The 13943-nt window shown below is 34.4% G+C and carries 10 protein-coding genes; 9 read left to right on the top strand and 1 reads right to left on the bottom strand.

Features of this window, described 5'->3' with window-relative positions; genetic code table 11:
- The first annotated feature begins 70 nt into the window (after positions 1–70).
- The 6 genes from AC1RRN_RS05185 (at position 71) to AC1RRN_RS05160 (ending at position 6805) form a co-directional block, all read left to right on the top strand.
- Positions 71–1660 carry a tetratricopeptide repeat protein gene (locus tag AC1RRN_RS05185; RefSeq protein ID WP_492966282.1) on the top strand — a complete coding sequence of 530 codons (1590 nt, stop codon included), beginning with the start codon at positions 71–73 and terminating at the stop codon, positions 1658–1660.
- A gap of 85 nt (positions 1661–1745) precedes the next feature.
- On the top strand, positions 1746–2639 hold the full coding sequence (locus tag AC1RRN_RS05180; RefSeq protein ID WP_492966281.1) for a dienelactone hydrolase family protein: 894 nt from the start codon (positions 1746–1748) through the stop codon (positions 2637–2639).
- A 2-nt stretch (positions 2640–2641) separates the two neighbouring features.
- Positions 2642–3082, top strand: coding sequence for an SRPBCC domain-containing protein (locus AC1RRN_RS05175; RefSeq protein WP_492966280.1), 441 nt, complete (start codon positions 2642–2644; stop codon positions 3080–3082).
- 307 nt (positions 3083–3389) lie between these two features.
- Positions 3390–4550, top strand: a complete 1161-nt coding sequence (locus AC1RRN_RS05170) for a porin (protein WP_492966279.1) — start codon at positions 3390–3392, stop codon at positions 4548–4550.
- A gap of 21 nt (positions 4551–4571) precedes the next feature.
- Complete coding sequence (locus AC1RRN_RS05165) at positions 4572–6002, top strand: anion permease (RefSeq protein WP_492966278.1); 1431 nt, start codon at positions 4572–4574, stop codon at positions 6000–6002.
- Between the two features lie 62 nt (positions 6003–6064).
- Entirely contained in the window at positions 6065–6805 is a 741-nt protein-coding gene (locus tag AC1RRN_RS05160; RefSeq protein WP_492966277.1) for a ZIP family metal transporter, read from the top strand.
- 45 nt (positions 6806–6850) lie between these two features.
- Here AC1RRN_RS05160 and AC1RRN_RS05155 read toward each other — a convergent pair whose 3' ends face one another.
- A complete protein-coding gene (locus tag AC1RRN_RS05155) occupies positions 6851–7450 on the bottom strand; it encodes a murein L,D-transpeptidase catalytic domain-containing protein (RefSeq protein WP_492966276.1) in 600 nt (199 codons plus the stop codon).
- A gap of 258 nt (positions 7451–7708) precedes the next feature.
- On the opposite strand from AC1RRN_RS05155, the gene hmpA reads away from it, so the two are divergent.
- The 3 genes from hmpA to AC1RRN_RS05140 all read left to right on the top strand — a co-directional run bounded on the left by hmpA (position 7709) and on the right by AC1RRN_RS05140 (position 13892).
- Positions 7709–8920: an NO-inducible flavohemoprotein gene (hmpA, locus tag AC1RRN_RS05150; RefSeq protein ID WP_492966275.1), complete on the top strand. Its 1212-nt coding sequence runs from the start codon at positions 7709–7711 to the stop codon at positions 8918–8920.
- A gap of 496 nt (positions 8921–9416) precedes the next feature.
- Positions 9417–9866, top strand: a complete 450-nt coding sequence (locus tag AC1RRN_RS05145; protein WP_492966274.1) for a response regulator — start codon at positions 9417–9419, stop codon at positions 9864–9866.
- A 12-nt stretch (positions 9867–9878) separates the two neighbouring features.
- Positions 9879–13892 (top strand): PAS domain S-box protein, encoded by a 4014-nt coding sequence (locus AC1RRN_RS05140; RefSeq protein ID WP_492966273.1) that lies wholly within the window; start codon positions 9879–9881, stop codon positions 13890–13892.
- Positions 13893–13943 lie beyond the last annotated feature (51 nt).

Raw genomic sequence — 13943 nt, 5'->3', positions numbered from 1 at the left:
TTGAAAAGAATATTTTTAACTTTATAGTCATTATTTTTTTGCCCTATTGTTCTCATTTAATGCAACTTATATGGAGGCTCTAAAAAGAAACACACATGAAGAAATTTTTACCGAACTAGAATCTGTTTTAAGCTTTACATCATTAAAAAACTCTCCCATCTTAAGTAAATTTTTAAGATATATTGTGGAGGAAACACTTAATGAAAACCAACATTTTATCAAAGAATATTCTATTGCTATAAATGTACTTAACAGATCAGCTAATTTTAATTCTAACGATGATGCCGTTGTGCGTATTCATGCAGGCAGGTTACGGCGAATTTTGAATGAATATTACCTGACACTCGGCCAAAACAATTCTTTGATAATAGACATTCCTAAAGGCTGTTATATTCCGAGATTTATTCAGAAGGAGAATAAGCAAATAGAAAATATGCGACCCATTGTGCCTCCCCATGACGATACAAATCCAATCATTGCCATATTCCCATTTAAATCAATCAACACCAAACAAAATTTAGATATTTTTTCGTTAATGCTCTGCGAAGAGTTAAGTGCAGAACTTTCATTGTTTAAAGACATTTCTGTAGTTGGGCATTTTTCATCTGAAATGATTTCAAAAATCAATCAAAATATTCTGGAGGCAGCCAGATTAATGGGTGCCGATTTTATCATTACAGGAAATTTGCAATGCAATGATAAAAAACTCCAGATAAGGATTAACCTTTTAAACTCTAAAACAGGAGAATTTATACTGACAAAATCTTTTGATCATATTGATATCAAAGACATTTACCAAATTCAAAACGAAATTGTACATACCATTGTCAGTGAGATAGGTGGCTATTACGGAAGCATTTTTAAAGAAATTATCAAAACTTCCCCATCCAGAATTGCAAACAATTTGAGTATTTGGAAGGGCTTTTACAGTTATTACAAATATCAATGCGAATGTTCATTTGAGAATTATTGGTCTGCTTTCAGAAATCTTGATGAAGCATCCAAATTACATCCAAATCATGCTGCTACCTGGGCTATGTTAGGTGAATTTTATCTTAACGGAGCTGCATTTGGCATTGACAATGACGAAAACACAATTGAAGAAGGCTATCGATGTGTAATGAAATCTTTAAAAATAGATCCACACTGTCAACATGCCTGGCACACTTTGACCTGGATTAATCTATTTAAAAAAGATCCTGAAGCTTGTCTTTATTCGGCTGAACAATGCATTAAAATAAATCCAAATGCTTCCGGATTGGTGTCGGGAGTTGGATGCATGCTTATTTTTGCAGGATATTTTGATAAAGGTTTCAATATCATGCAAGATGCTATTCAAAAAAATCCATATTATCCATGGTGGATTAATATTGGTTTTTGCTGTTATTATTTATCCAAAAAAGAATATAAAAATGCTTTTCAGTGGGCTGAAAAAACGGATACTGAAGAAACTTTTTGGGATCCGCTTCTTAAATGTGCTACATTATCCCTGATCAATGAAGATGATAAAGCAAAAAAATATCTTTCAAAACTTTTAAAAACAGAGCCTGAAACACCAAAAAAAATCAATATGATGCTTTCAAGCCTAATTCTTTCAAAAGATTTAGTAACAGAAATAGTTGAAGCTGCAAAAAGAATTGGATTGGTTCAAAATACTTAATTTTTTTTCTAAAAATCAATCCATTGTATTATTATCAAACACGAATCATTTTTATTTTCTAAATTAGTTTCAAAAATTTAACGCCATGCAAAAATTAACCAAAGAAGATATTTCGCAAGAAGTATTCGATTTATATGATGACTACGCCCACAACAAAATCGAAAGAAGACAGTTTATCGAAAAACTTTCTATTTTCGCTGTTGGCACTTTGACACTTCCATCTCTTTTAAGTTTTATGATGCCCAATTATGAAGACAGTATCTTAATTAAACCGGGAGAGCCAAGAATAAAATCAGATTATATTACTTATCAATCCCCAAAAGGTGGCGGATCTATTAAAGGCCTTTTATCGCAATCTGTTGAAACCAAAAAAAAATTACCCGGAATTATTGTCGTTCATGAAAACCGAGGCCTAAACCCATACATTGAAGATGTAGGCCGACGAGCTGCCGTAGAAGGTTTTATTACACTTGCTCCTGATGCTTTATCACCATTAGGCGGTTATCCCGGAAATGACGATGCTGGTCGAGAACTACAAAAAAAACGTACACGCGAAGAGATGCTGGAAGATTTTATCGCTGCTTATGAATATTTAAAGGCACACAAAGATTGTAATGGTTATGTAGGTGTTGTCGGATTTTGTTTTGGTGGATGGATTTCTAATATGATGGCGGTAAAAATACCAACATTAGCAGCCGCTGTTCCTTATTACGGTGGACAACCAACAAAAGAAGAAGCTGAAAAAATTACAACTCCGTTAATGCTGCATTATGCAGGTTTAGATACTCGCGTTAACGAGGGCTGGCCAGCTTTTGAAGAAGTACTGAAAAAAAATAAAGTTGAAAATACAGCCTATTTCTATCCGGGAGTTAACCATGGTTTTCATAATAATACAACGCCAAGGTACGATGAAGCAGCAGCAACTTTATCCTGGACAAGAACTATTGATTTTTTTAAATTGAAATTAAAAAAGAAATAATTATGGAGCTAATTGCCAAAGCAACAATACAAATTCAGAAATCAGTTGAAGAAGTTTTTGAAGGAATTGTAAATCCCGAAAAGATGATAAACTATTTCATCTCAGAAAGCAATGGACGAATGGAAGCCGGAAAAGAATTGATTTGGAAATTTCCCGAATTTGAAGATGAAGTTCCTATAAAAGATATTCAGATTGAGATGAATCGTTCGATATCCTATGTTTGGGATCCGGAAACCGTAGTAAAAATTGAACTGGAAGCACAACCAGACAAAAGCACGGTAGTAAAAGTAATTGAAGATGGAAAAACATACAATGAAAAGAATCTGAAATGGGCTATCGGAAATACAGAAGGCTGGGCAAATTTTCTGGCTTGTATGAAAGCCTATCTCGAATACGGAATACAACTTCGCAAAGGTGCATTTGACTTTATGCGTAAAAATTGAAAACAATTATGAATATTTGATTTAAAATTTCTTTTGAAATAAATCAGGGCATATTAAATATACTTAATCCGAAGGTTTCATTTTTCATTTCCAGAGAATTTCTCACGGTTTTTAAATGATAGTCATGAATAGATATCTTTTCTGATCAAAACGATAACACTATTTTAATGCTATTTTTTTTACAAGACATTATTTTTTTCATTACTTTAGTACAGCTTTATCAATACTGATAAGCAGATAGTTACATTACTTTTCCTTTCTTAATCATTGAATTTAAGATCAATAATAAAAAACTTAATTTTTATTTATGAAATGTATCAGTACGCCTTTAGCATCGATTATCAGTTTTATTTTTTTGTTATTTCCGGTTATCATAAATGCCCAAACTACCACAACAACCGAAACCTCCACACCAGAAAGTACAGTAAAATATCCTCAATTTCAATTTAAAGGACTCTTTCAGGGAAGATTTCTCGCGGCCATGACAAACGACGTTGACGTACTTGGAGTTCAGCATACTACCGGAGAAGTTACCCAAACTTCATTCGATATTAAAAGAATGCGTGTTGGTGTAAACACTAAAATTAGCCCGGAAACCGAAGTTGTAATTTTAGTAAACTTAGCCGATTTTAAATCGGATCCAAAAGGAAAAGTTTTAGAGAATGCTTATGCAAAATATACATTTAATAAATATGCAGCATTAGTTGGCGGACAGTTTAGAGCGCCATTTGGTATAGAGGATCAGGTTTCTGTAGACATCATAAAATCTTTTGATTTCTCCAATCAATACTATGAATTCGGAAAAAATGGATGGACTAGTTTTCAAATCGGAGCTGCAGTTTTGGGATCTGTTGATATTGGAAAAATTCCTGTAGATTATGCTGTTACTATTGTAAACGGAAATGGAAAAGATCAGGAAAAGGATAAAGATAACGGAAAACAATATTTTACAAGATGGGTTTTCGGTTTATCAAAAAAAAATAAAATAAATCTGGGTTTAAACGGCGGAATTGGAAGAGTTTTTACACAAGAAGTTTTTGCTGTTGGTGCTGATATCACAAGTAATTTTAAAATTGCAGATAAGCTTCATTTAGATGTACAAATAGAATACAAACAAGGTACGAATCATAATTTATATTTTTCTCTGCCTGTCGATGGCAGAACTGCAAGCGTAGCCGATTATCAAATGCGGGGCGTTTATATTTTACCAAATTTGAGATATGCAATAGCCTACAAAAGACTGTCATCTATAGAAGTATCCTGCCGTTATGAGACTTTTAATTCCAGTTATAAAATCGACTCAAACGTAAGACAAACTTATACGCCAATGGTAAGTCTCGAATTTGGCAAAGCCTATACTGGCCGCATCGAGTTAGGTTTTACACTTGACAATTATGAAAAAGACATTCCGGATACGTCGACATACAGCAGCAATTTATTTTTAATTCAGTTGCAATGCCGACTTTAGTTTAACTTAATTCTCGTTCTCATGAAAGAAGTAAAAATTACTCAAACCATTATTACACTAGCAGTTGGACTAATCATTTGGTTTATTCCGGCTCCACAAGGTGTTGTAATTGAAGCCTGGCATTTGTTTGCCATTTTTGTTGCTACTATTCTTGGAATCATTCTGAAAGCAGCTCCAATGGGAACCATGTGTATGATTGCCATTGCTTTGACAGCTTTTACACAAGTTTTGGCACCAGGAGATGCAGGAAAATCTATTACTCTGGCGCTGAAAGGTTTTGGAGATAAAGTAATCTGGTTAATCGGAATCTCGTTTTTCATTGCGAGAGGCTTTATTAAAACCGGATTGGGAAACAGAATTGCTTTTCTATTCATTAGAGTATTTGGCAAAAGTTCGCTTGGTTTAGCATACGGTTTAGGACTTGCCGATGTTGTTTTGGCACCAGCTGTACCAAGTAATACAGCAAGAGGTGGCGGAATTATATATCCCATCATGAAATCAATGTCTATGAGTTTCGGTTCAATGCCGGATCAGCCGGAAACACATCGAAAATTAGGTGCGTTTTTAACATTGAATAGCTATAACATGAACCTGATTGCGTCCTCAATGTTTTTAACGGGCACGGCCAGCAACCCAATGTGTCAAAAATTTGCACTCAATTTAGGTATCAAAATTTCGTGGATGTCGTGGGCAACGGCAGCCATTGTTCCCGGTATTGTTTCCTTTTTTGTAATTCCTTTTGTATTGTACAAAATTTATCCGCCTGAGCTAAAAAGTACCGGAGATGCACCACAAATTGCCAGTCAGAAACTAAAAGAAATGGGACCAATTTCCCGAAATGAATGGCTAATGTTATTAACTTTTTTCATTTTATTATTTCTTTGGATAACCGGTGATTTATTCTCGATTGATGCAACAACAACTGCCTTTATTGGTCTGGTTGTTTTGTTATTAACTTCAGTATTAACATGGGAAGATGTTAAAGCCGAAAAAGGCGCCTGGGATACGATAGTTTGGTTTTCTGTTTTAGTAATGATGGCAAGCTCGCTCAACGAATTAGGCTTTATCGGCTGGTTTAGCGATCAGGTAAAAGCTGAGATTGGCGGTTTAAGCTGGCAAATGGCTTTTCCTATTATTATTTTGGTATATTTCTTTAGTCATTATCTTTTTGCCAGTGCAACTGCGCATGTGGCTGCCATGTATGCTGCATTATTAGGTGTTGGAATTTCTATTGGAGTTCCGGGTTTACTACTTGCTTTCATGCTTGGATTTGTAGGCTCTTTATACGGAACTCTAACCCATTACGGTCACGGACCAGCACCCGTTTTCTTCGGTAGCGGTTATGTTGACTTAAAAAGCTGGTGGGTTAAAGGCTTGGTAACTGGACTTGTCATGTTGCTTATTTACATGGTAATTGGCGGATTATGGATGCGACTTATCGGATATTTCTAAAAGAAAGTTAGATTTAAAATCAGCAATTCAAAAGTAAGGTCATGCAATAAAACATAATTGTTATGCTACAAGCTTTTATCACAGGTTTATTAGCGACTTCATCCCTTATTATTGGTGGGATATTAGCAATTGGGTATTCCCTGAGTAATCGTGCTATCGGTGTGATTATGGGATTTGGTGCCGGGACATTAATCTCAGCCATATCGTATGAGTTAATCTTTGAAGCTGTAAAACTTGGCAGAGGTACTATGTATCCGGCTTTTGGCTTTTTTGCAGGCGCAGCAATATTTTATTTCTCCGATAAACTTATTGCTAATTTTGGAACTAATAATCCGATGAAGTTAGGAAAAAGCAAAAACTCCAATTTAATAATCCCGATGGTGTTGGCCATTATATTAGATGGTATTCCCGAATCAATCATCATTGGATTAGGTCTTTTTAAAGCAACTTCAGGAAATCTTACGATGTTAGTAGCGGTTTTCATTTCTAATTTACCAGAAGCTATCGCAGGATCTTCCGGAATGAAATCAAGTGGCTGGAGTTCTAAAAAAATCATATTACTCTGGACGGGTATAGCTGTACTTTGTGCATTAGCAACTCTTGCGGGTTTTTCCGTTTTCAGTAGCGCCTCACAAGAATGGCTTTCCTTTATTCAGGCTTTTGCCGGCGGAGCAATTTTAATGATGCTAGCCAACTCCATGATTCCGGAAGCTTATGAACACGGAGGGAAATTGGCCGGAGTTTTTACCGTTTTAGGATTCTTTCTTTCTGTTTGTCTCGTTGTTTTTGAGAATATTCACTAGAATATCAGATCAATTCTTTGAGATTAAAATCCAAAACAGTAGCGATTAATAATAAACATTTAAGATTATAGGTGATTTAGAACTATCAATGATTTTTTGAAGTCTTTTAAAGAAATTTTCACTAACCATTGGGCATCCGTGACTATTTGTGATGTAATAATCCTGTTCTTCTTCTGGCACCGCCGAGTACGAATGCAACACAACAGCGCGTTTCATAGCATTATTATTCGTTGCGTCTAAACCAGATAATTTATATGATTTTCCAAACATTCCTGTATACGCTTTTCCAATGCTGTAATGACCAAGTGAAGTGCAGTTAGAATTGGGTTCATTGCTAAATTTTAAATCTCCTCTAATTCCGGTTTCTGAACCAGAACCATGCGCTACCAATCCTTCATCTAAAATTTTGTCATTGACTAAATCGTAAACAAAAAAGCGGTTTTTGCCTGACTTTATCTTCATATCAACAAAAAAAGCAATTTTAGAATTATAAGCGTGATTGGAATGAAGCATTTCCTTTACTTCTGATAGTTGGTTATTAAATCGTTCTATTTCGGGGGCTGTCAAACTTTCTTCTTTATAAAAAGGTTTCGAAATATTAAAAAGAGACGTTACAAGAAATAGAGTCAAATTGAAAATTTTCATAAAAGTGGTATTTAAATATAAGTGAATTAAAAATTAGAACGCGCAAATTTACTATCCTAACTTCCACACAAATACCCATCAAAAGACTGAAAAACAACATAATAAGATTTATTTAAAATTCTTTCCGTAAAAATGATGTTATAAAATATAAACCAGAAAAACATTCATTTTTCAATACTTATGATTTGAGTCATAAAACGAAGTATAAGTCGGTATTTAAATTTGTTACCATAAAATCAAATTTTAAATATCACAATAATGAATTCAAATCAAAAAGAACTGATCAAAGCAACTATTCCAATTTTAAGAGCCAGTGGCGAAGACCTTACCAATTATTTTTATGCCAGAATGTTTAGAGAACATCCGGAACTACGTAATATGTTCAATATGGGAAATCAGGCCAACGGAAGACAAAAGTCAGCTTTAGCTAATGCCGTTTTGGCTTACGCCGAAAATATAGAAGACCCAAGTGTTTTAATTGGCGTACTGAAAGGAATCGGAACCAAACACAGAAGTCTTAATATTCAGCCGGAACAATATAAAATTGTGGGGACACAATTAATTGCTTCTATTGCTGAGGTTGTGGGAGATGGAGCAACACCAGAAATATTAGAAGCCTGGACGGTCGCCTTTTATCAATTAGCAAAAATTATGATCGATCTTGAAAAAGATTTATACGAAGAAAACGCAGCCAAACCCGGAAGCTGGAATGGCTGGAGAAAATTTGTAATTAAAAAGATTATTGAAGAATCTACAGAAATCAAATCGTTTTATCTTTATCCTGAAGATGGAAAAGAAATTGCTGATTTTCATGCAGGACAATTCATCAGCGTTCAGGTTTTGGTTCCTGAATTAAATCTTTTACAACCAAGACAATATAGCTTATCGAGTGCTTTCAATCCAGAATATTATCGAATTTCAGTTAAAAAAGATAGCGGAATTGCACCAAATCCTTCAGGGATGGTTTCTCAAACTTTACATTCAAAATCAGAAGGTGATGTTATTTCAATTTCGGCTCCAGCCGGATTATTTCATTTAGAAAAAGATTCTAAAAATCCATTGGTTTTAATTAGTGGCGGCGTTGGGCTTACGCCGATGTTAAGCATGCTAGAAACCAATTTAAATGCTATTCAAAATAAAAAAACAGTCTGGATTCATGGCTGCCGAAATGAATCGGTTCATGCTTTTAAAGAACAGATTTCAACTTTAAAAGAGGAAGCTGAATGGCTTGAAACTTTCACTTTTTATGATTCAATAGAAAATGATGAAGATTTTTCAAATGAAATAATTCAGGGTCGGGTCGATCTTCATAAATGCAAAGAAGTTATTTTATTAGAAGAAGCTAAGTTTTATATCTGTGGCCCTGAAATGTTCATTAAAACACAATATGAAGCCTTAATCAAATTAAATATCAATCAGGAAAATATCTTTTATGAAGAATTTGGACCGCAATTGATTAATTTAAATTAAAGTGAAAGTCATTCTATTTTACAGGAAAAAAAACGTAGCCCAATTCTTAAAAAATTTTATAACAACATTTTTTATTACGTTGACATTAGCAAGTATTAATTGTACAGACAAATCTAATTTTTTATTTTTTTGGATACGTTCCTGGATCGTCGCTTGTTTAATTTCAAACTTTTTTTCCTTTTTTATATTTTCTTATAAAAGATAAATCCCATAAAAGCCTCCAAATCAATTGATACTGGAGGCTTTTATTTTTTTGAAATTACTATTTTAATAAGCTGGAAAAGTTCTTTGTTAACGCAGCTAAAAAAAGTGAAATCAAAAAAAAGATTGTGAAATTCTACTTTAAATCGTTAAATTTATTGCGATATTGTTGCTTCCTAAGAGTGCAATTAATACTATCTTAGCAGAAACAAAACATTTACAATCTCATCTAACTTAAACAGAATGAGATCATTTAATAAAAATTATTTAATCCCGATATATATCCTACAATAAAATGAATAAACAGCATTACAATCTTTTACTAGCGGACGATGATGAAGACGATTGTGCTTTCTTTCAAGAGGCACTTGACGAATTATCGCTTCCGGTATCTCTTGTTGTTGTTAATGATGGCGTTCAGCTTATGGATTATTTAGCAGCTAATTCTTCCGGGAAATTACCTGATATGCTATTTCTTGATCTTAATATGCCTCGCAAAAATGGTCACGAATGCTTAAAAGAAATAAAAGAAATTGTCGAACTTGATTCGCTGCCAGTAATTATTTTCTCAACTTCTCTGGATACAGAAATAGTTGATTTGATGTACAAAAAAGGAGCAACTTACTATATTCGTAAACCTGGCGAATTTTCTAAATTAAAAAAAGTGATTGGCAATGCTCTGGATGTAGTTTCCGAAAATAAATTAAAACAACCTGTACGAGAGCATTTTGTTCTTCAACCTTAAAATAGTTTTGGAATGAGTCGTACAAACAAGGAACATTATTTTCTAGCTGATGGTGGAAAAATGGGCGAATTAATTCGTACCAAAGACTGGAGCAAAACATCTTTAGGCGATCCTGAAACCTGGCCGCAAAGTCTACGCACAATTACAGCAGTAATGCTTAATAATCCGTTTGGCATGTACATTGCGTGGGGAGACGATTTTACACAAATATATAACGATGCATTTCGCCCTATTTTAGGTGCAACCAAACATCCTCAGGCACTCGGAATTAGTTCTGCAGCAACATTTTCAGAAATCTGGACTACCATAGGCCCCATGTTTGATGAGGTCATGAAAGGAAAAGCAGTCAGTATTCCGGATTTCATGGTAGTTTTAAACAGAAACGGATTTGATGAAGAATGCTATTTTGATTTCTCTTACAGTCCGATCAAAAAAGAAAATGGAGAAATTGGCGGCATTTTGGTAACCGTAATTGAAACTACAGAAAAGAAAAAAGCAACCGAAGCATTAAAAGAAAGTAATGCAAGATTTATAAACAATATCATGCAGGCACCGGTTGCCATGTGTGTGTTTAGAGGAGAAAAACATATTGTAGAAATTGCCAACGATCAAATGGTTCAGTTATGGGGAACTTCACTTGATAAAGTAATTAATAAACCCATTTTTGAAGCGCTGCCTGAAGCACAAAATCAGAATTTGGAAATTCTGCTGGATAACGTTTATAAAACCGGCGAAAAATTCGTTGCCAATGAACGTCTGGTTCAGCTGCCACGAAATGGCAGAGTCGAAGATACTTACATCAATTTTGTTTATGAAGCCCTAAGAGATACAGATGGTACAATTTCTGGTGTTGCAGCAGTTGCAATTGAAGTAACTCAACAAGTTTCAGCGCGTTTTAAGGTTGTAGAAAGTGAGCAAAAAATAAGGCAATTGGTAGAAAATGCTCCCTTTCCGATTGGTGTTTATGTTGGAACAGAGAAACGCATTGAACTAGCCAATCAATCCATTATGGACGTTTGGGGAAAAGGAAATGATGTTGTTGGAAAATTATACACAGAAATTTTACCCGAGCTTGATAATCAATTGGTTTTTGATCAAATTAGTCGTGTTTATGAAACGGGTGAATCTTTTCACAGTAAAAATACCCGTATTGATATTACTATAAATGGTGTATTAGAAACCTTTTATTTTGACTACAGCTTTACACCATTATATGATATAAATGGCAATATTTATGGCGTCATGAATACGGCTGCAGAAACGACTAATCTAAACCTCGCAAAGAAAAGAATAGAAGAAAACGAGAATAATCTGCGAAGTATGGTTTTGGACGCTCCAATTGGTATCTGTGTTTTAGATGCTAATACTTTGGTAAGTGAAATCGTCAATGAAAGTTTTATTGAAGTTGCGGGAAAATCTTACGATCAAATCGCTGGAAAACAATATTGGGACGCCTTTGCGGAAGTTAGGCCTTATTATGAAGAAGCGCTGCAAAAAGTAATAGATGGAGGACTTCCGTTTTATGCTAATGAAGTAGAAATGATGCTTGTCAGACATGGCAAAGAAGAAATTATTTATGTCACTTTTGTTTATGCACCGCTAAAAAACATTGAAGGAAAAGTAACAAAAGTTGCCATTTGGGTACTTGACAATACGCCACAAGTAAAAGCAAGAAAAGAAATTGAAGAAGCTGATAAACGTTTCCGAAATACCGTAAAACAGGCTCCGGTTGGAATTACAATTTTACGTGGTTCTGTATATATGGTCGAAATGGCCAATGAAGCTTATTTGAAATTGGTTGACAGAGAAGAAAATACTTTTGTTGGCAAACCCTTATTTGATTCGTTACCAGAAGTTGAAGAAAGTGTGAGTTCGTTATTAAAAAATGTTTTAACAACAGGAATTCCTTTTCATGGATATGAAGTTCCAATTCCATTAAAGCGTTATGGAAAACTGGGAATTTCGTATTTCGATTTCTTATATTCTCCGTTAAAAGAAGAAGACGGGACTATATCAGGAATTATTGTAACTGTTACAGAAGTTAGCGAAAAAGTCGAAGCCCGAAAAGAAATAGAACAAAACGAAGAAAGACTAAAAATCATTGTAGAAGCCAGTGAATTAGGAACCTGGGAATTAAATATAAAAACCAGAGAACCTATTTATTCTCAAAGATATCTTGAAATTGTTGGAGGTTACAAAGAGAATCTAAAATTAACCCACGAACAATTACTTACACACCTTCATCCGGATGATATGCATATCCGAAATAAAGCTTTTAAAGAAGCCCTTGCTTCAGGATATCTCAATTATGAAGCCCGAACAATCTGGATTGACGGCTCAATTCATTGGATGGAAGGCAAAGGAAAACTTTTCTACGATAAAGACAATAAACCTGAAAAATTAATTGGTACCATCAGAGATATTACAGATGAAAAAAAACATCAGCACGAACTCGAAGAAAGCGAGAAAAGATTTCGCTCTTTAACCGAAAGTATTCCGCAATTAATTTGGGAAACCGATGAAAAAGGAAATGCATTATTCGCTTCCGGAAAATGGTTTGATTACACCGGAATTCATCCTGTTGGTGAAGCCGAATGGAGAGCTATGATTCATCCCGATGATTTTGACGAAAACGCCAGAATATGGAGCCATAGTTTAGCTACTGGAGAAGTCTATCGCTGTGATGTTCGTGTTAGAAGAAAAGATGGGAATTACAGATGGCATGCTGTAATTGGTGAACCTGTTTTAGATATGCAAGGTAAAATTTTAAAATGGGTTGGTGCCTTTACCGATATTCATACTGAAAAAGCATTTACACATGAGCTCGAACAACAAGTAGCGGCAAGAACCAAAGAATTAAATTTAATGAATGAATCACTTCAAAAAAGTGAAGAGCGTTATCATTTAATGGTTGAGGAAGTACAAGATTATGCTATTTTATACCTTGATCATCAAGGAACTGTAGAAAACTGGAATTTAGGAGCTGAAAAGATTAAAGGATATAAAGCTGAAGAAATTATTGGACAAAATTTCTCTAAATTTTATACAGAAGAAGACAGAAAAAGCAATCTTCCTCAAAAACTGCTAAATATAGCAATCGAAAAAGGAAAAGCAACTCAGGAAGGATGGCGCGTTCGTAAAGATGGAACCTATTTTTGGGCAAGCGTCGTTATTACTGCCATTCACAACAAAAAAGGTCAGGTTATTGGTTTTTCAAAAATGACGCATGATTTATCAGAAAAAAAGAAAGCGGACGATAAATTAAAACTAAATGCCTTAGAGCTTGAACAGAAAAACGAAGAACTGGAAAAAATGAATCAGGAACTGCAGTCTTTTGCTTATATCTCAAGTCATGATTTACAGGAACCGCTTAGAAAAATTCAAACTTTTGCTTCGCTTATTTTAGAGAAAGAGTTTGAAAACTTATCAAACGGAGGAAAAGATAAATTTCAACGCATGCAAAATGCTGCGCAACGCATGCAGACATTAATTAATGATTTACTTTCTTATTCGAGAACTAATATTCAGGAACGTGTATTTGAAAAAACAGATCTTTCTAAAATTGTTGAGGAAGTAAAAGAAGATTTAAAGGAAGAAATTGAACAAAAACACGCAACAATTGAAAACTGTGAGAATTGCGAAGCTACTATTATTCCGTTTCAGTTTAGGCAGCTTTTATACAATTTAGTAAGCAACTCGCTTAAATTTTCTAAACCTGAGACGCCAATAGTAATAAAAGTTAGTAGCAAAATTGTGAAAGGCACAACTTTAGAAAATAAAAAATTAGAAAAAGAAACTACTTACTGTCATATTAGAATTGAAGATAACGGAATTGGTTTTGAACAACAATACAGTTCGAAAATTTTTGAAGTCTTTCAGCGTTTGCATGGAAAACTGGAATATACAGGAACCGGAATTGGACTGGCTATTGTGAAAAAAATTGTAGACAACCATAACGGAATTATTACGGCAACCGGCGAAAAAAATAAAGGTGCTGCTTTTGATATTTACATTCCGGTTCGATAAGATTTAAAATATAAAAAGCGGAAGTTCTAAGTTGAACTTCCGCTTTTTTTT

The organism is Flavobacterium sp. GW821-FHT11G01, assembly GCF_058808175.1.
Note: the sequence above shows the minus strand (reverse complement) of the source record. Positions and strands in the feature narration are given on the sequence as shown.